General features: G+C 50.7%; 19 protein-coding genes. 11 read left to right on the forward strand and 8 right to left on the reverse strand.

Features of this window, described 5'->3' with window-relative positions:
- The first annotated feature begins 122 nt into the window (after nucleotides 1-122).
- The 7 genes from NT002_02550 (at nucleotide 123) to NT002_02580 (ending at nucleotide 9013) form a co-directional block, all read left to right on the forward strand.
- Nucleotides 123-1058 (forward strand): cation diffusion facilitator family transporter, encoded by a 936-nt coding sequence (locus NT002_02550; protein ID MCX6828149.1) that lies wholly within the window; start codon nucleotides 123-125, stop codon nucleotides 1056-1058.
- Between the two features lie 307 nt (nucleotides 1059-1365).
- Nucleotides 1366-3939: a cation-translocating P-type ATPase gene (locus NT002_02555; protein ID MCX6828150.1), complete on the forward strand. Its 2574-nt coding sequence runs from the start codon at nucleotides 1366-1368 to the stop codon at nucleotides 3937-3939.
- Nucleotides 3940-4094: 155 nt separating this feature from the next.
- Nucleotides 4095-4391, forward strand: a complete 297-nt coding sequence (locus NT002_02560) for a GYD domain-containing protein (GenBank protein MCX6828151.1) — start codon at nucleotides 4095-4097, stop codon at nucleotides 4389-4391.
- Nucleotides 4392-4423: 32 nt separating this feature from the next.
- Nucleotides 4424-5449: a patatin-like phospholipase family protein gene (locus NT002_02565; protein MCX6828152.1), complete on the forward strand. Its 1026-nt coding sequence runs from the start codon at nucleotides 4424-4426 to the stop codon at nucleotides 5447-5449.
- Between the two features lie 106 nt (nucleotides 5450-5555).
- A complete protein-coding gene (locus tag NT002_02570; GenBank protein MCX6828153.1) occupies nucleotides 5556-6140 on the forward strand; it encodes a hypothetical protein in 585 nt (194 codons plus the stop codon).
- Nucleotides 6141-6397: 257 nt separating this feature from the next.
- Complete coding sequence (locus NT002_02575) at nucleotides 6398-7258, forward strand: hypothetical protein (GenBank protein MCX6828154.1); 861 nt, start codon at nucleotides 6398-6400, stop codon at nucleotides 7256-7258.
- 45 nt (nucleotides 7259-7303) lie between these two features.
- Nucleotides 7304-9013 carry a hypothetical protein gene (locus tag NT002_02580; GenBank protein MCX6828155.1) on the forward strand — a complete coding sequence of 570 codons (1710 nt, stop codon included), beginning with the start codon at nucleotides 7304-7306 and terminating at the stop codon, nucleotides 9011-9013.
- A gap of 68 nt (nucleotides 9014-9081) precedes the next feature.
- On the opposite strand, the gene NT002_02585 is transcribed toward NT002_02580, so the two are convergent.
- Both NT002_02585 and NT002_02590 read right to left on the reverse strand, forming a co-directional pair.
- Entirely contained in the window at nucleotides 9082-11202 is a 2121-nt protein-coding gene (locus NT002_02585; protein MCX6828156.1) for a serine hydrolase, read from the reverse strand.
- A 69-nt stretch (nucleotides 11203-11271) separates the two neighbouring features.
- Entirely contained in the window at nucleotides 11272-11634 is a 363-nt protein-coding gene (locus tag NT002_02590) for a hypothetical protein (protein MCX6828157.1), read from the reverse strand.
- A 125-nt stretch (nucleotides 11635-11759) separates the two neighbouring features.
- Here NT002_02590 and NT002_02595 point away from each other — a divergent pair, with 125 nt between their 5' ends.
- The 4 genes from NT002_02595 to NT002_02610 all read left to right on the forward strand — a co-directional run bounded on the left by NT002_02595 (nucleotide 11760) and on the right by NT002_02610 (nucleotide 16477).
- Nucleotides 11760-12332 carry an RNA polymerase sigma factor gene (locus NT002_02595; GenBank protein ID MCX6828158.1) on the forward strand — a complete coding sequence of 191 codons (573 nt, stop codon included), beginning with the start codon at nucleotides 11760-11762 and terminating at the stop codon, nucleotides 12330-12332.
- Nucleotides 12323-12799 (forward strand): hypothetical protein, encoded by a 477-nt coding sequence (locus NT002_02600; protein MCX6828159.1) that lies wholly within the window; start codon nucleotides 12323-12325, stop codon nucleotides 12797-12799. Before NT002_02595 ends, NT002_02600 begins: the two co-directional genes overlap by 10 nt.
- A 116-nt stretch (nucleotides 12800-12915) precedes the next feature.
- The gene (locus NT002_02605; GenBank protein MCX6828160.1) at nucleotides 12916-14013 is read left to right on the forward strand and encodes a hypothetical protein; all 1098 of its coding nucleotides are present in this window, start codon (nucleotides 12916-12918) and stop codon (nucleotides 14011-14013) included.
- A 130-nt stretch (nucleotides 14014-14143) separates the two neighbouring features.
- On the forward strand, nucleotides 14144-16477 hold the full coding sequence (locus tag NT002_02610) for a TolC family protein (protein ID MCX6828161.1): 2334 nt from the start codon (nucleotides 14144-14146) through the stop codon (nucleotides 16475-16477).
- 160 nt (nucleotides 16478-16637) lie between these two features.
- Here the strand turns inward: NT002_02610 and NT002_02615 are convergent, their stop codons facing one another.
- From NT002_02615 to NT002_02640, 6 genes are all read right to left on the reverse strand, one after another.
- Nucleotides 16638-18056, reverse strand: coding sequence for a PDZ domain-containing protein (locus tag NT002_02615; protein MCX6828162.1), 1419 nt, complete (start codon nucleotides 18054-18056; stop codon nucleotides 16638-16640).
- On the reverse strand, nucleotides 18053-19444 hold the full coding sequence (locus NT002_02620) for a trypsin-like peptidase domain-containing protein (GenBank protein MCX6828163.1): 1392 nt from the start codon (nucleotides 19442-19444) through the stop codon (nucleotides 18053-18055). Before NT002_02620 ends, NT002_02615 begins: the two co-directional genes overlap by 4 nt.
- Before the next feature lie 187 nt (nucleotides 19445-19631).
- Nucleotides 19632-20483 (reverse strand): toast rack family protein, encoded by an 852-nt coding sequence (locus NT002_02625; protein MCX6828164.1) that lies wholly within the window; start codon nucleotides 20481-20483, stop codon nucleotides 19632-19634.
- Between the two features lie 26 nt (nucleotides 20484-20509).
- Nucleotides 20510-21748, reverse strand: coding sequence for a polymer-forming cytoskeletal protein (locus tag NT002_02630; GenBank protein ID MCX6828165.1), 1239 nt, complete (start codon nucleotides 21746-21748; stop codon nucleotides 20510-20512).
- A gap of 4 nt (nucleotides 21749-21752) precedes the next feature.
- Nucleotides 21753-22817 carry a DUF4097 family beta strand repeat-containing protein gene (locus NT002_02635; protein MCX6828166.1) on the reverse strand — a complete coding sequence of 355 codons (1065 nt, stop codon included), beginning with the start codon at nucleotides 22815-22817 and terminating at the stop codon, nucleotides 21753-21755.
- 19 nt (nucleotides 22818-22836) lie between these two features.
- Nucleotides 22837-23400, reverse strand: coding sequence for a sigma-70 family RNA polymerase sigma factor (locus NT002_02640; protein MCX6828167.1), 564 nt, complete (start codon nucleotides 23398-23400; stop codon nucleotides 22837-22839).
- Nucleotides 23401-24008 lie beyond the last annotated feature (608 nt).

A 24008-nucleotide genomic window follows, 5' to 3' on the forward strand; every position in this document is an offset into this window, starting at 1 on the left:
TTTACATCGACTTGTGTGGGGGCGGTTTGCTGCCGGAAGCCCAGGTAGCTCGATTTTTTCTTGGCGCTTGTTAGCGAAATGTCGTATTTTGGAACGTACCTTGGATTCTGGATAGACTGTTTATGAATATAGACCAGAAGAAAAAATTCGCCGCCGGCCTGTCTATCGTGTCGAACACCATTCTCGTCGCCGGCAAATTTATCGTCGGCATCTTGATAAACTCCGTCAGCGTCATCAGCGAGGCGGTTCATTCCGCCATTGATTTAATAGCGGCAATCGTGGCTTTTATTGCCGTGCGGGAATCATGCAAGCCGCCCGATAAAAAACATCCCTTCGGTCACGGCAAAGCAGAGGGACTGTCGGGCGCCTTCGAAGGCCTTCTAATCTTTGTCGCCATTGCTATCATTGTCTATAAAGCGATTCTCAAAATTATTCAAGGGGCGGAAGTAGAAAGAGTCGATATGGGGCTGGTCATAATGGGGATCTCGGCTCTGATGAACATCATTGTCTCCAGACAATTATTTAAAGTCGCCAAAAAAGCCGATTCGCTGGCTCTCGAGGCTGATGCCCTGCATTTGTCCACCGATGTTTTTACATCGCTGGGCGTTTTTGCCGGGCTCCTTCTTCTGAAACTGACCGGCTTTCATCTGCTCGACCCTCTTATCGCTCTGGGCGTGGCAATCGTGATCGGCCATGCCGCTTTTGGCATTATGCGCCGTTCTTTCCGGGACCTGATGGATGAGAGACTCTCCGATATCGAACTGGAAGAAGTTGAGCAGGTTCTTGATGAGCACCGCCCCATTTTTGTCGGCTTTCACGATCTCCGCTCCCGCAAAGCGGGGAATCAGCGCGAAATCGACCTGCATCTGGTGCAATGCCGCGACATAAATGTGGGTGACGCTCATAAAGTCTGCGACCATCTGGAAGAGGAAATGAAGAAGAAAATCCCCCGGGCCCATGTCGTCATTCATGTCGAACCTTGTGATCATAAGTGCGAGGATAACGGAACTCCTTGCGCTCTTTTTAAAAAAACACCCGAATCCGATCTACCCGGATGAAAAACAGTGACCCTCTGTATAAATCAGGTGTGACCGGCCCCATCACGACGATGTACAATCTGGGGTATGGCGCCTTTTGTTATCTTGCGCAATAATAATCATTTAAAAGGAATTTGCTCAATTGACTTTGAAGCGCGCTGAAGTGCCTCTTGAATAAAGCGACAGAATTAGTTATACTGGACTAATTATTCTGATTTGATAGTGAGATAGATGAACTGATGATGATATTTGGCGCTGTATTAAAATCGCGGCTTGGCTATTTCGTTGAACCATAAATCTTCTCGAAAATGAGAGAATCGCAGTCGGTATGACCGGAAAAAATACCCTTTTTGGCCAGCTTGATTCAAACACTGTCGCCGGCCTTTCCGAGGAGGAAGCCCAAAAAAGACTTCAGGAGGAGGGATATAATGAACTCCCTTCGACCAAGAAGCGAAGTGTCCTGACCATCGCCCTGGATGTGGTCAAGGAACCGATGTTCCTCCTTCTGGTTGCCTGCGGCACCCTATATCTGTTTTTGGGTGATTTTCAGGAAGCGATCATGCTTCTGGGGTTTGTCCTGGTCGTGATGGGCATCACTCTGTACCAGGAAAGGAAAACCGAACGCGCCCTCGAAGCGCTCCGCGACCTTTCCAGCCCGCGGGCGCTGGTAATTCGTGACGGCAGGCAGAAACGTATCGCCGGAAGGGAAGTCGTCAGGGGTGACATTCTGGTTATCAGAGAGGGGGATCGGGTGCCGGCTGATGCCGCGGTTCTATCCTGCATCAACCTCTCCGCCGATGAATCTCTTTTGACCGGCGAATCGGTGTCGGTCAGGAAAATGATCTGGGACGGGAAGCAGGAAGCCGTCCAGCCGGGAGGCGATGATCTGCCGTTTATATATTCCGGGACTATGATTGTGCAGGGGCAGGGAATCGCCCGTGCCTATGCCACCGGAATCAGGACCGAAATCGGGAAAATAGGCAAGGCGCTCCAGTCGGTTGTAGAGGAGGAAACCCTTCTGCAGAAAGAGACCGGCCGCCTCGTGCGCAATCTGGCGATTCTCGGAGTTTCTCTCTGCGCCCTGGTCGTAATCGTCTATGGCTTGACCAGAAGTGACTGGCTGCATGGACTGCTGGCGGGTATTACGCTCGCGATGGCCACCCTTCCCGAGGAATTCCCCGTGGTGCTGACCATTTTCCTGGCTCTCGGCGCCTGGCGCCTTTCACAAAAACAGGTGCTCACCCGCCGCGTTCCTGCGGTCGAAACTCTGGGTTCGGCCACTGTTCTCTGTGTCGATAAAACCGGTACCCTTACTCAAAACCGGATGACCATCACAAAAATATCCGCCAATGGGAAATCATACGATACGGATTCTCTTTCGCAGGAAACCCTCCCCGAAGCTTTTCATGAAATTGTTGAATTTGGCATTCTGGCCAGTAAAAGAGACCCCTTCGATCCAATGGAAAAAGCCTTCAAGCATCTCGGCGATATGCATCTGGCCCAAACCGAACATCTGCACGGTGATTGGGAGCTGGTACAGGAATACCCGCTTTCAAGGGAACTCCTGGCGCTGTCGCATGTCTGGAAGTCCCCCTCAGGAGAAGACTATATCATTGCCGCCAAAGGGGCCCCGGAGGCAATTGCCGATCTCTGCCATCTCGGCCCCCAGGATATGGAAAATCTCAACCGGAATGTCAGCCTCATGGCCGATGAGGGTCTCCGCGTCCTCGGTGTCGCCCGCGCCGCTTTTAAACATACCGAGCTGCCTCTGGAGCAGCATGATTTTGTCTTCAAGTTTCTTGGATTAATCGGCTTGGCCGACCCGGTCCGACCCACCGTGCCCGGGGCCATTCAGGAGTGTTATGCCGCGGGCATCCGCGTCGTCATGATCACCGGCGATTACCCCGGCACGGCTCAAAGTATCGCCCGCCGGATCGGCCTGATACCGACCGACAAATTTATCACCGGATCGGAACTCAACCGGATTTCGGATGAGGAACTCCGATCTCGCATCAAAGATGTAAATATTTTCGCCCGGGTGATTCCCGAGCAAAAACTTCGCCTGGTCGAGGCTCTTAAAACCAACCGCGAGATCGTCGCCATGACCGGCGATGGTGTGAACGATGCTCCCGCTTTGAAATCAGCACACATCGGCGTGGCCATGGGCGGGCGCGGCACCGATGTGGCCCGCGAATCTTCCTCGCTCGTGCTTCTTGATGATGATTTCTCTTCCATTGTTCGGGCGGTCAGATTGGGCCGCCGCATCTTCGACAATATCAAGAAAGCGATGGCCTATATATTCGCCATCCATGTGCCGATTGCAGGCATGTCGCTCATTCCGGTTATTATGCAATGGCCTCTCGTTCTCCTTCCGGTGCATATCGTATTTCTGGAACTGATTATCGATCCGGCTTGCTCCGTTGTTTTTGAGGCCGAGGCGGAGGAGGCAAATGTCATGAAACGACCGCCCCGAAATCCGAAGGAACCGCTTTTTGGTAAACGCACCATCATTCTCAGTGTCTTGCAGGGGCTTTGGGTACTGGCCATCATACTGGCTGTCTTCGTCATGGTCCGGCAAAGAGGCGGAAGTGCCGAAGAGGCCCGAGCACTCACCTTTACCACCCTCATTTTTGCCAATATTGGGTTGATTCTGACCAATCGCTCCTGGACCAGAAATATCTGGACCATCCTGCGCTCCCGCAATGCCGCCCTCTGGTGGGTTCTCGGCGGCGCCTTTGTCTTTCTTGGTCTGGTTCTGTATGTCCCCTTCCTTCGCCGCCTTTTCCAGTTGTCACCGATTCATGTCGGCGATATCTTCATCTGTCTCGCCTGCGGTATCATCAGTATCCTCTGGTTTGAGGGACTCAAACTCTTCTGGGGCCATAGAGAAGCTCGCTCCTGATTTCTTCCATAAGTTCAATTCCCCCGGATAATCGTTTAAATTTGCTCTTCTGAAAGTGCCTCATTATATTATCCACAGAGTTTCCAACATAGCGCGTCAATGACAATAGTGCCGTAAGGGATTCTACTTTCTGGAACAAATAAAGGAGGTCGGTTATGAAAACCTTCGTGCTGATGACCAAACTTTCACCCGAAGTGGGAAGACAGATTAAGGATCGGGCGAAATTGGGACGAGCCTGGCTGGATCAGGTGAGGAATAAATGCCCCGAGGTTAAATTCGTGGCGCATTATGCGCTTCTGGGCGGATTCGATTTCATGGATATCTATGAGGCCCCCGATGAGGAAACCGCCGCCAAAGTATCAATGATCAGTCTGGCCAACGGCGCCTTCGAGGCCCAGAGCTGGACCGCTATACCATACAAGCGGTTTGTCGAACTGACCGAGGAAATCTGAAAAAATTGCAAGTTTGACCATAGGAGGAAATAGTGGCCTATCATTTCAAAAATCTGGTCTTTGAAGGCGGCGGTGTAAAGGGAATCGCTTACGCCGGGGCGCTCGAGGAACTGCAAAAAAGGGAAATCCTGGGCGCCATCGAGCGGGTAGGAGGAGCCTCTGCCGGAGCCATCATGGCCGTTCTGGTCGGGCTGAATTATTCCCCGGAGGAAATCCGAAAAATCCTCTGGGCGCTTAATTTCAACAATTTCCTTGATGACTCCTGGGGTATATTTATTGACGCCAAACGGCTGCTTAATGATTTTGGCTGGTACAAGGGAGATTTTTTCCGGAACTGGATCGGCTCAATTATTAAAGCCAGGACCGGCAACAGCGAATCGACTTTCGGCGATATCAACAGCAAGAAGAAAGAAAGGAAATTCAAAGATATCTATCTCATGGGAACCAATCTTTCCACCCATTTCAGCGAGGTTTTCTCATTCGAGCATACGCCCCGAGTCTGCCTTGCCGATGCCGTTCGGATTTCGATGTCGATACCTCTTTTCTTCGCCGCCAAACGGAGTGCGCGGGGTGATGTTTACGTCGATGGCGGCGTCCTGGCCAACTATCCGGTAAAATTGTTCGACCGGGAAAAATATCTATTCAAAGCCAAAAATAGTCGTGAACCGGCTTACTACAAGAACCATAATAATGGCCTTAAAAAAGCCGGCCTGCCGATCAGCAAATATATCTATAATAAAGAGACACTCGGATTCAGACTTGATTCCGCCAAAGAAATCGCCATGTATCGCGACCAGGCCGAACCGCCACGCGAAAAGATCGATGATTTCTTTTCCTACGGCTGGGCGCTGGTGCACACCATCCTCGAAAATCAGCAGAATACGCACCTTCATGATGATGACTGGCAGCGCACCATTTATATCGATTCGCTGGGCGTCAAGACGACCGAGTTTGACCTCTCCGATGGCAGGAAGAATAAATTGGTCGTTTCCGGTCGTAAAGGCGTAACCGAATATTTCAGGTGGTATGACACCAAACCGGCCATTAATAAACCATGACCGCTGGCCCACCAATAGCTGATTGTTTGCAGCCGTAAAATTCGAAGCGGTGGACTTTTTGGCAATGTCAGATTTTGAAGACTTTTAACCTTTTGCGGAGGCAACTATGCGTATCTTAATCAGCGTTATTTCTGTCTTCTTTGTTATTTCTTTCTGCGGCCCGACATCGGCGCAGGAATTGTCACATTATTACACCCCCAATGGCTTTTCCATGCCGATGCTGGAAGGCGGCGAGTATTCCATTTCTCTAAGGGGATATTATGATCGCGGTCTGGGGAATTCCAGCGCGGAAAACCCATTTTATGGTAATTATGATCAAGATAGCAGAAACTACTATTTATCAGTTGGCGGAACTATAGCGGTGAATCGGCAATTCCTGATAAGGGGAGAATTATCATATTATCCCCGTCAGACCGCCGGCGACTATAAATATCATTATGCCTTTATTTTCCCCTTTGACACCAGCATATCCGATTATCAACGGCTTGTAAAGCAGAAAATATCACTCCAGCCGCAGCTCTTGTTGGCTTATCGTCCCTTACAAAATCTGGAAATATCAATTGGAGCCCGGTACTCTTCCGTTACTTCTGATATCATGAATCTGCCGACTGTTGACCTTTCCGACGATGTCAGAAGTAAATGGGAAATGCAAACGTTCTATTTCAATGTGACCTATTTGGGGAAATTATAAAGGCTCCGGCGCCCCGATTAATCAAGATCGGGCGCCTGACCTCATAAATTAGTCTGACCCGTTTCTTGGAGAGAGGGAGAGCAAATTGGTGTTATCTCTCTTTATTCCGTGGCTCCGAGATTCGGCCTATTCCGTGGCCGTTAAGACCCTGGAGGGCATCGGCATGGGCGGAATTGAAGCTAAATTTCCCTTGACAAGAGAAAATATGTTTTATAAATTAACTGCACGACGCCAAATTTTTATGCAGTAGGGATTATATGGATAAAATGAACTATGAAGGTAGCCACCCTTTTAAAAAAGGTAATTTTCTCCATTTATGGGGATTAGTCCTTTTGGCCGCATTTGTTTTCTGCTATCCGGTTCCGGCCCGGTCGGCAGAGTGCAAATTCGACCGCAAGAACCCCAACATCACCAACGCTCGTATTAATTTCAAAACCCTGAACTATGAATGTGCCGAAGAGGAACTGGGACTTCTCTTGAGAGATACCACGCTCAGCTATCAGGATAAGGCCAATGCTCACGTTCTTCTGGCCGCCGTCTACTACGCCCGCCTCAAGAATGACTCTGATATGAAAACCAGAGTCATTGACCAGTTCAAGGAAGCGTTCCGTACTTATCGAAACTGGCGCGGAGAACTGGATATCAAATCGACTGATTTCGAGGATCTCATGAATGAAGCCCGGCAGCAGCTGGATCAAGAGCCTGCTATTCCGGTCACCGAAACCCCCGAAACTAAACCGGCCGAGAAACCCCCCGTAATCAAGGAATCAAAGCCGGCGGGACCGTCTGCTACCGTGCCTCTGATCACCACTGGAATCACCGCCGCTTCTGCCGTCTTCTACATCCTAAGCGCCGGTAAGGCCTCCGACAAATGGGATGACTACGTCAATGGAGGCGCCACAAGCACTCTCTATGACTCCTATAAGAGCGCCAATAACACGAAAAAAATCGCCGCCGGCGTAACTATCGGCTCCGCCGTGGTATCAGGATATTTCTGGTTCAAATATTTCCGTGACAAAGGTAAAAACCAGGAGGCTCCTTCGGCTGATATTTATAATAACGGCTTAAATCTGGCCGCAAACAGTAAAGGTCTGGTACTAATATATAGATTCAAATAATAAATCAAATTTGCATTACATTCCCGATTGGGAGGTTAAATCATTATGCGCAAAGTAGACCAATTTTGCTTTTATGGCGTCGTGGCAATGTTCCTGTTGTCCCTGGTAATGCTCTCCTGCAGTACAAAGTCCCCGGTCGAACCGACAACCGTGATTTGCAGTAAGGACTTTGATGCTTCCGGAGGCGAATTTACCTGCGGAGGGGCGACTATAGTTGTCGCGCCGGGAGCCCTGGACTCCGTCCTCACGGTCAAGATCACCCAGATCCTGAAGCCGGCAAATCCACCTTCAAATTATTCTTTCCCGGAACCCGGTTATATCATTGAGCCGCACGATTACAGTTTCCAGGATTCAATAGCCATTCGCATCAATTATGCAAACGATGCGGCCGTTCACACTTTGTTTTATCTCGAGAATGCGACCGACACACTCTGGGATACTCTGTCCGGGGTAACCTATAATAGCGGAATAGTAACAATCGTTACCGATCACTTATCCTTTTTTGCGATCGGGAGATTTTCTCCGCTAACGGCAGTCTATGTCTCCAATTCCTCGCGTGGCATAGCTGCTGCCGGCACCGCAAAAGACCCTCTCCCTTCAGTCAATCTCGGCATTATCGCCGCCCTTGGCGCCGGAACCCCTTATCCGTCCGTTTATGTTGCTGAAGGCACTTATCAGGAGGATGTCACTTTTTTGGATGGAATCACTGTTCGGGGAGGATATGATCCCGTCAGTTGGGCAAAAAAAGCCGGTGCCTATTCAACTATTGAACTGAAAACAACCGCCGCCCGGGCATCTCTGATCAGTTCACCCACGACCATCTCGGCCCTGAAAATCATTGCCGGTTATCCGTTGGATCCGTCCGCAAATTCAATCGCCCTGCGTGCCGATTCCTGCACCAATAGTCTGGTTTTTGACTCCTGCTGGATCGAAGCCGGCAACGGAAGTGAAGGAAATGCCGGGTCAAGCGGCCTGAATGGAGGTCTTGGTTCCATAGGTACTCAAGGCACTGGATTGGCTAGCGGTAGAGGCGGACCGGGCTGCTATTTGGGAGGCAATGGTGGACTTGGCACAGGAAGTGGCAGTAATGGCGCGGGGCCCCAAGGAGGCTCTGGCGGATCTTATAATAATTCAGGTGGAAACGGCGGGAATGGCCCATATGGTAATAATGGAGCGGGTGGCGCTATTGGCAGTCTTATAGCCGGTAATTGGGTAGCCGGTAACGGCGCCTCCGGTAATGACGGAATCTGTGGTTCAGGCGGCGGCGGTGGCGGTGGTGGGTACTTCCTGTTTTGGTCTTCCGGTGGCGGCGGCGGCGGCGGCGGTGGATATGGCGGCAAGCTCGGGTTCGGCGGGAAAGGTGGCGGTGGTTCATTCGCAGTTTATCTCTGCAAATCATCTCCAATCTTTGAGGATTGCATATTTAAGGGCGGAACTGCTGGAAATGGCGGTAACGGTGGCGATGGCGGTAAGGGGGGCGCAGGCGGCACAGGAGGTGCCGGTGGCTATAATAGTGGCGCGACCGGTGGCAATGGCGGCAGAGCCGGAATCGGCGGCCATGGGGGCGGCGGACAGGGTGGAGCAGGCGGTATAAGTTATTGTGTATTTAACGTTCTGAATAGCGTCCCTGCCTTGGTTCGCACAACTTATAATGTCGGTCTGCCCGGTTCTGCCGGCGTTGGTGGAAAACAGGGGGTTGATGGAACACAAGCAGACAGCGGCGTGGCTGGTACAGCCGGCGAAATCGGACCATAATTGCCGACCGCTTTGCAAATAAAAAAGGGCACGCCCGATGGCGTGCCCTTCTTAATTTATGCTCAAATCTATTTCTTTCTCGTCGCCGTAAAAATCCCATTCGGCTGCTTGAAAACCGCCGAAATTGCTTTGCCCTCTTTGTCCAGAATAAACTCGACACTGAAACCGGATAATCCCTTTAAATTAAATTCATTCCCCTTGTAAGGGGTCAGGTCATAAGGCGGCTGCCCGGTAACGGTCAGCACCAGAGCACTATCTCTCTTCAAATCAAATCGGGATATCTGACCCATGATTTCATATTCTCCTACAAACTTGGCCAGAAATTTCGGGTTTTTCATCTCCGGCGAGGCTTTCCGCACAAAGGCAATTTCGCTTACCGTCGGCTCCAGCGGAACCAGAAGCCGGTCAATATCCCCCTTGGTATTGGTCTGGAAATTGAACAATAAATTGGCGTTTTCAACTTCCTTAACGTTGGCGCGAAAAATGTCATAGTGCCAGTGTTCCAGCAAGGCCGTTATGCCGTTGAAAACGGCGGAGAGATTCTTGCCGTCATAGCTGACTTCAAGCAACCCGTACCCCGAATTTTCGTACTCCCCGGCGTAATCCTCCATCTTATGCGAGGGTTTTGTCCCCGGTTTCCGTTCCTGCGCGATATCACTTTTCTTCTGAGCCTCTTTAATCTGAATGTACTGCATCCTTAAGCGGGAATTCCAGTCCACCGGCTCCATTCCCAGCATCAGATCGGCGGCATGGTCGGCCGCAATGCTTACCTCCGGGGTTCCATCCATATTGGTCAGGACAACAATCCCCAGGTTGTCCTGCGGATAAAGCGAAACGAGCGAGGAAAAACCGTCGATATTCCCCCCATGGTGCACCCGGTTGTGCCCGCGATAGTCATCAATCATCCACCCCAATCCGTAAGCGGAATGCGAAAGCTCCGTGTACTGGAGAGGCGCGGCAATTGTCATATATGGAAGCTGCATCTGGGCAAAGCCGGCCGGAGAAATCAACTGAATATCCCCGACTTTCCCCTTATTCAGATGAAACTTAACCCATTTGGTCATATCCGCCAGATTGGAATTGATCGAACCGGCCGGCCCGATCAAATCAAGATTTCTGAACGGTATCTCCTTCACCAATGAATCTTCTTCCCGGTACGGCCGTGCGAAATCCGCCGCCTGCTGCGATTCGGCCACCGAGCAATTGCTTCCGGTCATCCCCAGCGGTGCAAAAATCAGCGTGCGAATATTTTCCTCCCAGCTTTTCCCGGTCGCCTGTTCCACCGCATAACCGGCCGTGGCAAACATCAGATTCTGATACTGGAAATCGGTGCGGAAATCTTTATTCGGTTCCAGATACTGCAGGCGCTCAACCAGCTCTTTTCGGGAGATGGAATTATTGCCGTACCATACCATGTCGTGACGCGGCAGCCCGGAGCGGTGCGTCACCAGGTCGCGCAGCGTCATCCGCTCGGATGCAAATTGATCTTTCAATTTGAAATTGGGAATATAAGTTCGGACCGTTTTATCCCAGTCGACCTTGCCGCTGTCGGCCAGAATCCCGATCACCATCGTCGTGAAAGCTTTGGTGGCCGAGCCGATGGCAAAAACTGTAATTGGCGTCACCGGCAGACTGTCTTTGACATTACGCTTTCCGTATCCTTCGCTGAAAAGAACCATGCCGTCCTTGACTATCGCCATCGCCAGCCCGGGGACTTTCCAGATTTTCATCGTGGAATCGATAAAAGCACGGAGGGCGATCAGTTTCTCATTGAGCGATTTGGCCTGCTGCTCAATTTCAGTCTTTCCTTTTCTGCTGAGACTGAATGAATATGTCTGCCCGCTCTGGGTAAAATTCCCGGTGATACTATCCCCATCCGGTTCGACTACCCCTTTAAAAGTCGGCGCCCCCGGTACATTCACGATTTCAAATGTGACATTGTCCCCCTCAACCGTGATATTCTTCAAAGGCAGCCCTTTGGCCCCCTGAAGCGGTATATCGATCGCTCCTTTCAGGCCTCCGGAACTGTCCCGCGAGAAATCAACAGTAATCCCCAATTCCATCCCTGGAAGATTGATAGCGCCATTCCAGAGACCGGTTAAATCGGTAACTCTCGCTGCCGCCATTAATGGTATTTGGCTACCGACAATCAGGGCCAAAATAAAGACAAGAATCCAATTCTTTTTCATTTCACTCCTCCTTGATTGTCGGAAAGTAGCCAAATCTCGGCTTGAATTCAATCGGAAATTTATCCCCGACTATTGCATGAGATTTTCATCTTTACCCTTCTTCATCATCCGGGCGGCAATAAAATAGTAGATAACCAGCGCCAGACCGCTTAAGATAAGCATTGCTGAGATCGTGAGTTCAGCCTGCGTCTCCTCGGGCGCGGATAGTCCAATCAGTGCGCCCAGACCCAGAGCCACCAGAACCATTCCCCATTTCAGCGAGGTGGGCACACCCAGGCCGGGAAGATCCGAATAGAGATGTTTGACACTGTCGTCAAGCTTCCCTTTTTCGATCAATTCCTTCTTGATCTTATAATCCAGAGATATTTTGACAATATACCCCGCCGCGCCGAAAACCGCGATTATCGGGAAAATCTCCCAAAAATGTTCCATCACAAACTCCTTTCTTTTGGTTTTTGTCTCATTAGACCATTTCTGCCCTGACAATGTTGCAGTAAACCAGAAATTCCTGCAACATTCCGCTGCCTCCGGCGGTCAAATCAGATAGGATTAATTAGATGATAGAGTCCCGCCATCTGATAGACAGGATCATTTCCGGCGACCGGGAGGCTTTCCGACTGTTTGTCGAGCAATACCAGCGCTTGGTGGGGCATATTGTCTTCCGAATGGTCGACTGCAAAGATGACCGGGAAGATATCTGTCAGGAGGTCTTTCTTAAAGTGTATCAGAACCTCTCTGAATTTCGATCTCAATCGCGGCTTTCCACGTGGATTGGGGCTGTCGCCTACAATACCTGCGTGAATTACCTGCAGAAAAAGAAACACCAGCCGCTTGATATTCTTCATAATGATGAGGGAGAGGCCGATGATCTTGGCACCCTCGAAACGCCCCCCGATGACCGGATGGAACAATTCGACCTTTCCTTCAATCTGCATCGCGAGATTGAGAAAATTCCACCGCACTACCGAACCGTCCTGACTTTATACCATCTTGATGAAATGACCTACAGTGAAATTGGTTTGATCATGAAAATGCCCGAGGGAACAGTCAAAAGCTATTTATTCCGCGCCAGAAAGATCCTTAAAGAAAGACTTCTGGCCAAATATACTCAGGAGGATTTATGCCGTTGAGACATCTCACCGATGACCGGCTTCAGGAATATCTTGATAGAAATACCGCCAAACAGGATATGGAACTGATTGTTCATCTCAGAACCTGTGACCAATGCCGCAGGAAACTCGATACTTACCGGCTCCTGTACGGCGAGTTAAGACACCTGCCCGAGCCCGATCTCCCTCCCGATTTTGCCGCTTCCACCGCCGCGCTTCTGCCGATAGGGCAGAAAAGAGCGCCGGCACACAATCTGCCGGGTTACTTGCTCCCCATCCTGGGCGGAGCGGCCTCTTTGGTGCTGACATCATATTTTGTCGATCTGAAGTCTCTGGGAAAGTGGCTGGTCGAGATTTTTGCCCCTCTGACCAGACTGCCCGCCGTTTTGAATGGAAGTATGAACCTGCTGATATACACCGGTCTGATTCTCCTGCTGTTGTTTCTGGTCGATTCTTTTATCATTCATCCGCGGCACAAAACCTCTTAAACCGAGCCTGCCTCCAAATCCTTCAAACCGGCGGCGGCGCCTTTCCTAAAAACCATTTGCATAAATCAGACATATATCTGTACTTTCAGACTATTCAGTAGATTAAGAGAGTAAAGATGAAAAAATATCTTATCCCGGCCGCCATTTTTCTCTGTTTTGTCGGGCTGTATCTCGGCTATTCGAATATAAAAAACAGCAATTATATCTTTCTACCGGTCTGGGATATCCGGCATTACATCGATATCTCCGAAATCGGGTATCAGGTCTATCCTTGCACGCCGGGCGTAGAATATCCGGCCGGAAAAATATGCGGCAATGCCGGCTGGTATCCCTTCTGGCCGATAGTGGCAAAGCTCATCCGCCCGCTGACCGGCGGTTCCTCGCAGATTACCTTTATCGGCCTGGCTTTTCTTTTCACTTTCCTTTCCTTCCTGACACTCTTTCGCTTCATGGAAAAGAATTTCGGCCTCAAAGAAGCGGTAATCTCCACTCTGGCTCTTGCCTTCGGCCCCGGCTCTTTTTATTTCCTGACTGGTTTTCCTTATGCTCTTTTTATTTTTCTTTTTATTCTCTATCTCTTTCTCCTGTATCGCCCGCCGGATCTCAACCGCGATATCGGCCTCTTTGCCGTCGCCCTGGCCATCTCTCTAACCTACCCCAGCGGGGCTCTCCTCGTGATTATCCCTTTCCTTTGGTACATCGTCTCAAAGCATCGCGAAAAAATCTCTCTCCGTACCCCGGGCTACTGGTTGGGTTTGGCCAAATATGTCTTACCCTTTATCCTCGGGCCGCTGCTTCTCTGGAGCTATTTCTATTTCAAATTTGATGATTTTTTTCTGCAGTTGCATTTCCAGGCCAAATATCAGCGTACCTGGGCCGTACCTTTCTGGATCATTTTTAAGAGCCTTACGCAAGATCCCATCTTCAGCCCCAAGAACGCCGTAATTCTGTGGTATGGACTGACCTTTCTTCTCTACATCCCCTATAGAATCAGAACCGAACTTTGGGTGTCGGCTCTGGTGCTCTATCTCTTTTCTCCCGCCACCGGAACAACCATGTCAATTTATCGGCACTATCTCATCCTGCTTCCGTGCTACATGATTATCGGCGCCTCGCCGCGCCCACGCTGGTTCAAACTCGCCTTTGTCCTGGCTGGACTGGTTCTGGCCATCACCGTTCTGTTCCCGCTTTTTATTAGCAATCGACTGATTTGAGAGCTATTTAGCAGTTGCTATGACCGCCCCGAGCGGGAAAACCACTCATCGCTGTTGAAATAGAAGCGGGATTGTATTATCTTGACAGGCAATTCATTGTATAAATAGGAAAATTGACAGAGGAATAAATATGTCGAGAATCGGCCCTTATATCATGGCCCTGGCTGTTCTTTTTCTTTCAGTTACAGGATATTCCCAAACACCAAAAAAAATCTGCCGCATCGCCTATCTTGAAGCCGGTAATTACCTGGTACAAAAGGCAACGATGAACGTGCTGCGCGACGATCTCGACCTGCTGGCGGGCGATTCTATCGATATTCAATTCCTGCCCGATGCCTATCTCACGGCCGAATGGAAAAGGGACATCTCAAGGGCGATGGCCGGCGACCTGGCAAAAAATAAAAATGTTGACCTGGTTATTGCAGCCGGCCCCTGGGTCGTGAGCGACCTGCTTGAAGCCGGCTTCAAGAAACCTATTGTCGCCATCGGCCAATTTGATCCCGAAATAATGGGGCTCTGCGATAGTCTCGGGCGCCCCATAGCGAGCAATTTAACGGTCAACTACAGCCCGAACAAGATTAGGAACGATATCGCCGCACTGGAGAAGGTTTTTCCCTCCCGCAAAATCGGCCTGCTCTACTTCCCCTCGGGGGATGAATCCGAAAAACTAAGGGATCGAGTTTATGCCGCTGCCGGGCAGTTCGGCGCCACCGTCCATACCGCGAAAGAGTTCACGCCGGTCGGGAAATACACTTTTTTCAACTCCTTCCAAAAAATCAGCCGGCAGATTGATGTCCTGTATCTTCCCGCCCTCTGGGGAATGGAGCTTGACCAGATAAAGCAATTCTTTTATGAAACACAGAACGCCCGGGTGCCGACCTTTGTCGCCGAGGGGATTCTTCTGGTGGAGAAAGATGCCGTCGCCGCCAATTGCCTTCGGCCATATAAATCAATGGCTCGTTTTTCGGCCTATAAGATCATAAATATCATCCGTGGCGCCGAACCGGCCTCTTTACCGACCCGCCTCGATGAATTCGAGGAACTCTGCCTCAATCTCGATGCCGCTGCCAAAGTGGGCGTTGCCTTTCCCCGCAAAGTAATGAATGATGCTAAGCTTTTACCGGCCTTACCGGCTGATACCGTCGCCACTTATTCTCTTCCCCGCGCGATCGAACAGGCCCTGGCCGAAAATGCTGGCTTCCAGGCCAACAGCCTCATCTATGACCGCGCCGTGGCTGAGGCGAAAAATGCCTATGTCGGCTTCTATCCCCGGGTTGATCTCACCATGTCCGCCGCATCCACCGATAATGAAACCGCCGTCACCCATTTTGAGTCTCTTTTCAATCGCGAATCTCAGGTAGGCCTTACCGTGGAGCAGAAACTCTTTTCCTTTCCGGCCCTCAAAGCGGTTCAAATCGCCAGGAAAAATATGGCTCTCAAAGATGTTGATCGGCATCAGGCCGAAATGGATCTCAGGCAATCTGTTGTCGCGGCCTACTTGTCGGTTATGGAAAAGGAGGATTTGGTCGCGGGCCTTGAGGAAATCATGGATCGCCTCCGCGATATCCGCGATTATTCGGCCACCGGCGTCAGACTTGGCCTGGCCGATTCCAGTGAAATTCCTCTTATCGAGGAGCGGCTGGTAAAAGCCAAAATTGAACTCTTCAATGCCAAAAGCGACCAACGTATTGCTCGTGTCATATTCAATGTTCTGGTTGACCGCCCGGGCGATTATGATTTCCTCCTTGACAGGGGCGAGTTTACCCCCGAAGTCATGGCGGCGATGGTGCGAAAGCTGGATGAATATATCGCCACCGGCGCCAAAGAAAAAAAATTCGAGCAGTACCTGTTGGATGTCGGCGTAAGGAATTCCACCGCCATGGCCATGGCCGACCTGAATATCGGGATTCAGCGGGATCTCCTTTCGCGCCACAAAGCGCGATATCTTCCCGAATTGAGCTTGCAGGCGGGATATTCCTACGGCCGCCAGTTTTCTCCGGCGGTGAGTGACAAGAATCACTATTGGATCTTCGGCGGCCTGCTGAAATTCCCCCTTTTCCCGGGAGATCGGACCCACAGCGGCAAAGCGCTTCAGATCGGCATGGATGCGGTGCTTTATAAAAAAGATGCGGCGCGCTATGAAAAAATGCGCGAGGTTTTATCCGAGAAGAATGAACTGGCCGCCCTGATGAGCACCCTGCCTCTCGATTATTTCGCCCGCAACATTTCCTCGCTCAACCTCGATGCTGCCCGCCGGGAATATAACGCCGGCAAACTCTCTTTAAGAGAACTGCTGTCCCAGGAGGAAAGGAGTTCCGCTCAGGCGGTAAGTACCGTCGAGAATAGATATCTTTTTTTTCTGACTTACGCTGAACTTCTTTATTCCTGCGGCGTCGGCTATTTGATTCACAGCACCCCTCAGGAAAATGATTTCTACAGAAATCTCGAGAACTACTTGAAGTAAATAAAAGGGCGGACCGTTAAGCAGTCCGCCCTTACAGATTTCAGTCGCAATTTTCGATTGCCCTGGTTCCTGCGCAAGGCCCACGGAGCGTACGAACCAACGCTTTATATCGTACTATCTCCGCAATCCTGCCGATCGGAGCTCGGTATCCCCATAGAATCTACCATTCAGTCTTCACATTTACAAATGTCGTCTTATTGTCCCGCCAGATAAAGAAAACCACTTCCTTTGGTTTATTGGCGGCAACCTCCGTAAGAATCGTCCGGGCATCCGTAACCGAGGATATCTTTTGCCCACCGATCGCCTGAATAATATCACCCGGCATTATTTCGCCCACCGATGCCCAGCCGCCGGCTTCCACTTCCTTGACCACCACACCGTTGAATTCACGGCGGTCCAGATTGTAAAGATTGTAATCGGCGAAAGCCATATCGCGCACTATTAGTGAAAAATTGCTGTCTTCATAGCTGGAAACCTCGGACGGCGTGAGCGGGGCGCGGGCCAACACCGCCCTCAAATCCAGCGTATCCACCTTGCCGTCATTGCGTCGAAGCACCTCAAAGGCGACATGCGCGCCGGCGCCCATATCGACAATCTCCCTCTGGAAAACCGGGAGATTCTCTTCCTTGTTGATATTAATTGCTTTATCGTTCATGCGAGCGATAATATCTCCGGTTTTAAAACCGGCCGAATCCGCAGGCGACTCCTTGGCAACCTCATTAATAATAATTCCGCCGCTCGTTTTTATTCCCCAGAAATCGGCGATGTCGGGCGTCAATGCCTGCAGGTACACCCCCAGCCAGCCGCGATCGATTTTCCCCGGCGTCGGCGGGTCCTTAATCAGTCTTTCCAGTTTGTCCGCCCCAATCAGCCCCAGAAGCGGCAAGTATTGTTCTGACTGTGAAAATGACGGCATCCGTGACGCATCAAGGCTCCCCATCCCGCCATTATCCAACTGACCCAGAACACCCACCGGGTTTCCATCACGATCGTATAGAACCGAGGACAATTGATTTTCGTTGAACCCGACCGTCAGGACAAAATTCTCCGGTACCTTTATGAGCGAGGAAACCATGCCGATATCCGATGCCAACGGCGGATCGACAAACTCCGGCATCAGGGAGTACAATGTCAGCCATTCGCCAACCCGGATATTATCTCGTTTCTTGAAAACAACCGATCTAAAATTAATCTTCCTCTCCGCTTTTATTTTGCAAAACCCGATTTTCGTGAATTTATCCACCCCGACAAATTCCGCCGGGTATTTTGTACCGTCCATCATGGTGATTTCGATGCTTTTCGGCTTGGTATTGATCTGCATCCCCGCCATCATCGAAAAAGGGTTGTCGCTGTCCAGCGGTATGCCGTCGAATAACACCAGTCCCTCGGAACTCACTAACGTGCCGATACTGCGGCTCTGGGCCTCGGTCGTCTGTGTCCCCAGCGAAATCTCCATCTTGATATTGATGATGACTGTATAAGCCACCGCTTCCTTCGAAATCTTCTCATAATTCATCTGCTGGCCGTAAACGACCCCCGCTGTCAGAAGAATAGCCAGTAGGAAAGAAATATTTTTCACTCTTCCACTCCTTGTTTCCCGGATTCCGTGGCCCTGGCGCCGTCAACCCGGATCAGGATAAATTTGGTGCTGCCGAAACGCTTGACCGTGAATAATATCCGCTCCGCCCCGGAGGTCGTCAACTCAATATAACGATCAGAGAATTCTCTGAAAGTATTAATCGGTTTCTCATTGATTCCTTTGATCACATCGCCCGGATGCAGCCCGCCTTCACCCGCGGCGCCGACCCTCTGCACTCCGGATACATATACTCCCAACGTGTCCTCAAGCTGATTATCGACCGCCATTTGCTTGGTGAGACCCTTGACAGTGAAGCTCCAGTCCTTACAGTCAAGGTCCTCGCCCAGAGCATCTCCCAGCTCGCGGGTGGCAACCTCAATATTGACCGGTTTGTTGCCGCGCAGCATCGAGAGCCTGATATTGGTTCCGGCCGGATAATCGGCAATCATTTTATAGAAAGCGGGTAATTCCTCGGCAAAACGAGCCGAGACAGGCTTCCCGTCAACTTTCAGGATAATATCGCCTGACTGAAGGCCGGCCTCTTCCGCCGGCGATTTCGGGTCAACCGAGGCAATCAGGACACCTTCATTGAGCGCCGTTCCAAACCACCCTTCCAGATTCTGAAGTTCCTGGCAGTTTACCCCGATCCAGCTCCGCACCACCTTTCCCTGAGACAAAATGCTCTCTACCACATGCTTGACTATATTGATCGGGATGGCAAAACCGATGGTGTTGGCAAACATCGTCGCCCGCGAATTGATGCCGACTACCTTCCCGCTAAGGTCCACCAGCGGCCCACCCGAGTTTCCCGGATTGATCGCCGCATCGGTCTGGATCCAGTTGTTATACATGCCGGTTTTCTCGCCGGAGGGAAGCCGCACATCACCTGAAAAATTGCGGTCGGTGGTCGAAACCACCCCGCACGATACCGAACGGGAAAGCGCCAGGGGAGACCCCATTGCCAAAACGTACTGGCCCACCTGAAGCGAATCAGAGTTGCCGAATTCGGCCATCGGCAAATTCCCCTTATATTCCTTGAGATCCAATTTTATTATGGCGATATCAGTCAGCGGGTCGCCGCCGATCAGCGTCGCCCTGACCTGCTCCTTACTGTTAAGCGTGCAAATAATCCGTTCCGCTTTGCCGGCCACATGATAATTGGTGACTACATAACCGTCCTTATTAAAAATAACCCCCGAACCAACCACCGATTGCTTAATCATCTTGCCCGTGCGGTAATCGGTGATCACCGGCTGGATATGAACCAGAGCGGGGAGAACCTTGTCCCGAGCCAGGAATATTTCCTGTTGCAGGGGGGGAATTTGCACGGCCCCGGCCGCCAGTCTCATAAATATAACTAGAATCAGTACCCAAAAAGCTTTTCGCATCCAACACCTCAAAAAGTTTTCCGTTATGGAGATCAGAAATCTCCCAATCTTGCCGTAAGAGAATAATCAAAACCACATCTTACAACAAGCCCTTATTTAACACTTCATCGGGTCAGAAGTTCGCTCTTTCGCGCCACAAAAAAACCATCCCGCTTGGGATGGTTTTTTTGTGACAAATCATATGATTTCAATCTACCCAGACTATCTCAACCTTGCCCAGACTCACATCAATTTTAATGTCCAATCCGACCGGTGAGTCATGGAAATCTTTCGATTCGCAATATACATCCTCGATATCAAAACGCCCGGCATTCTTGAAATCGACCGAGGATAAAAAATTATCCTCCGCTTCGATCCTGATCGGCAGGCCCGAGGGAATATAGATAGTCGCCTTTCCCAGACCGATCGAGATCCTTGCCCGCGCCTTGGTCTTGTATTCTCCCGCGAAATCAATAATAAATTCCCCTACGCCGCCGTCAAGGGTCAGATATTCGAAATTGGCGTTCCCCAGTTTTTCTATCTCAAAACTGGACGCCCCGGCATCGATGGAAATATCACATGTCGCCGGATTGGGAGAACTGAAAACCAAATGCCCTTTGGCCGCACCGATGCTTAATTTCAAAAAAGTCAATGGTATGCCTCCCAAATCCAGGTCGGCATCGCAGGCCCCGATATCTATTTTCAATTCCGTCTGGTACTGTTTGGATAAGATTATGTTCCAGCGATTATCTTCCGTATCCATATGGGTATGACTTTGAACCTCACTGCCGACTTCCAGATAGCCGGTTTTTCCCCGCTTCTCATAATCAGAATAAACCTCAATATTTTTGGGATCATACTCTACGTCGGCGCTGACTATCGCCTTGGTAGTATCTCCCGGCCTCAGGTTGATTTCCCCTGCTCCGATATCGAAATTGGCTTCCAGACGGCTGATTTCGTCGGGCGGGAAAATTATCTGCTTGCTCCTCAGGCTGCCCGCCTCAGATTTCCCGCCGCAGAATGTCACGGCGATCAGACAAAATAATAGAACTTTATACATACTACTCTTTCGTTATAAAATTTAGATTAAGCGCCGCCTTCGTCCGATTTCAGGGGCGGAGGTGAGGGGGGCGGAGGCGAAGGTACAACTTCCAGTCTTATTGATATTTTTTTCGCCCGGCTGCAATCCCGGCTTCCAAATCTGGTAAGCACGACCGATCCAAGCCCGGCCGTAACACCAATCGAACCGACAATAATCGCGATCACCATAAATACCGTGGAAAAACCGTGGCTGACCGGCGATGGGGAAATTTTGAGAAGCGACATGAATATCGATGGCGAGGAAAGAAGCGCCAACCCGGCGATAACCTGGGGCATCTGTCTATTCGGCTGACCCCCGAAATACTTGCCGGCCCATTCCCCGAACGTTTGTCCCAGAGCGACGATTCCCAGAATCAGCGCCAGCACCAGAGCGATCGGAAGGGCAAAAATGGCGATGGGAATACCTATGATAGTCAGACAGAGAAGAGCGAACAGCGGCGCAAAGAGAATCCAGACCAGAAATCCGGTCAAAAATGATTTCAGGAAACGCGTCTGCATGCAGTCATGAAGACGACCGATGGGTTTCGGCATGATGGCTGTCGCCAGAAAACCGCAAAAAAGAAGTACGGAGAGAATAACGAGATTGATGATCAAGGCGCTGTATGATGTCTCTTGAAATATATCGATCTGCGGTATCTTGGGAAGATCGGTCTCATAACGCCTGCCGCCGATAACGCCCCCTCTCATTTTTACTATTTCCGGCGCGCGGGCATCACCCGTGATCTCTCCGGTCTCCGTCACCGTAATTTTCTTATAAGATATGACATCCCCGTCAACCAATCCCTCAACCGTTATCGGCCCTACCGCCACCAGCGGCCCGTCAACCTTCTCTCCCGGCCCAATCTCGATTGCCCCCAACTGCAGCCCCTTTATCCTCTTGATAGCCGAATAGATCTCTTTTTTGGCGGAATCCGTATCCCTGATAATATCCGTTTCCGACTTGCGGAATACCGTCCTGGTCCCTTCCGTCTTCACTTTCCCTTTGACAAAATGGCCCTGGCTGAAATCATATTCCCATTCCGCGCCGCCGGAATCAACTCCGTAAACCCCCTCTGATGAAAGATGCAGTTCCTCCAACGTGGTATCCTCGCTGGCCGCCGAATCAGCGGAAGAACCCTTGGTGGGCGATGGTCCGATCGCCATCGCCGCTCTATCCGCCTGCAATGACAGCATCAGCAGAAAAGCCAGACCTGTTAGCAGAGTGTATGGGACAATTTTTTTCATAATCCTAATATGATTCCAGCGTGATGTCTCCCGAGAAGGTCGAAAGGGAAATTTTCGGGCCGCCTTCGCCGAAATTTCCCGCCATCCGATGTTTGCTCCGGCTCTTATTATCCAGAGACAGCTCCGTTATGATTCTGCCGGTGCCTGTTTCCATCCGAATTGTACCCGCTGATGACTGCGGAACGGCAAAAATAATCGTCCCCGAGGTCGTTTCGACATAGTAATCCTTCGGGGAATCAAGCTTCGTTTGTATCTCCACGTCCCCGGAATAAGTCACGATGTCGATGGCGCCCGATTCCTGCCGGACAACTATATCCCCCGAAGTCGATTTCAGCCTTAAATCTCCGCTTAGCCCGGTCAGCCTGACATCTCCCGAAGTTTGGGTCAATGAGACCGAGCCGTTAATCTTCGTCCCGCGCAAATCACCCGAGGTCGAGCGAATATCGACCATACCGTTAATGGAATCGAGCCTCATATCGGAACTGGTCGAGGAAATATCAATATCTCCTTTGATATCCGCCATATCGAGGTCTCCCGAAACCGTGGAAATCTCTATCATCCCCTGAATGGTGCGCAGGCTGATATCGCCGGAAGTACTGCCTATATCGATATCGCTTTTGATATCGGATATGGCCATATCGCCCGAAACCGATTCCACCTCAACCTGGCAATCGGGCGGGACACTTATCGTGTAGTCAACCGACCCGTAGGAATCAAAATTGGAGCCGAACAGCTTCTCCCAGAACGACCGGGGACGCTTCGACTCCTTGAGATAATTGGTCGCGACATCTATATGGTTGCCGGTCTTCTTTACCTCAATTTCAATCAATCCGGCTTTCTCTTCGGCTTCCGAGGCCTTATCGGCCTGGATTATCTTTATCGCCCGGATAAGAACCTTTTCCCCCGGAACCCCCATAATTTCTATGCCGCCGGATATATTGGATAAGGTCAGCGAGGACTTTTCAGTCACCGCAATTTCTTTCTGATATTCAAAACGGTAGTCTTTGCCGTAAGAGACGGCGGCAACTATTAGAAAAACGACTGACAGACAGAGAATTGTTTTTTTCATGGCCGGTTTCTCCATCCCTTTAAACTGATTTCAGCTTTTTCTTCAGCAATTCGCGGGCGCGGAATATCCTCGCTTTGACCGTCCCGATAGGGATACCGAGCGCCTCCGCGATTTCCTCATACGAGCGGTCGTCCTTATGCCGATACATGATAACAATCCGGTATTTCTCCGGGAGCGAGTCGATCGCATCCTGAATCGAAATCCGCCTTTCGCGCTCCTCCAGCTCTCTTTCCGGATGATATGATAGGTCGGCTACATCCATCGTGGCCGAGTTTTCCTCGTCGTCGGAATGAGAATCGAGCGAAAGCGTGTGAATCCGCTGTTTGCGAAGGTAGTCTATGGCCGAGTTGGCCGCAATGCGGTAGAGCCAGGTGGAGAACTTGTATTCCGAACGATATGTTTCGAGCGACGCAAAAGCTTTCATAAAAGTCTCCTGTACCAAATCGGCGCTGGCCTCTTTTTCCCGAACGAACTTGAAGACGATGTGAAATATCGCCGGGCGGTGGCGTTCCATCAACTCCCGGTATGCATCCTGGTTCCCCGAGAGAGCGCTGGCGATCAGATTCTTGTCAAGTTCCGGCAACTCGGCCTTTCAGTACAGGTTACGTTACTTCAGCCTGGCAGTTTCAAAACGGCTTAAAAGATAATAAGAAAGGCTCATTTAATAAATAGAAAAATACAGCTTCTTATCGACCAGACCAGCCCGCCCATTGTGCGCTTTTTGCACACCCCGGATAACCCCTTAGAGAGTTATGACTTGGTTGGAATGCGCCCCGTGGGGGCAACCATTGCGGTCCCCCTTTTCTCCGCGCGGCCAGTCCGCTCTATCCGTTCGGGCAGGTCCTGATTCCGCACAAGCGGAATTGTGACCTGCCCGCAACTCGTCTTGGATTTGCGCTGGGTCTTGCCGAGAACAGCGTTCGAGGTGTGACCCAGCGCGTTCCCATGCCGATGGTCACGCCTTGCCGACTAAAGCTCGTAGCTTGTAGCGCAAAATCCCGAAGGGTTTTGCGAAACCGATTGGGTGTTATTCCCTGTAGGGGCGAACCGAAGGAGGCTGTCCCATAAGTTTTGGTTGATTGGCATTGATGGAGCGATTAATATGGTGGTGAATTGGAGGAAGAGAGATGATATATCGTCGCGAGGATGTTAATCAATTGGGGTTTTCCTGTCTTCATGATGAGGTTGCGG

The sequence above is a fragment of the Candidatus Zixiibacteriota bacterium genome (assembly GCA_026397505.1).
In the GTDB taxonomy this organism is placed as follows: Bacteria; Zixibacteria; MSB-5A5; order GN15; family PGXB01; genus JAPLUR01.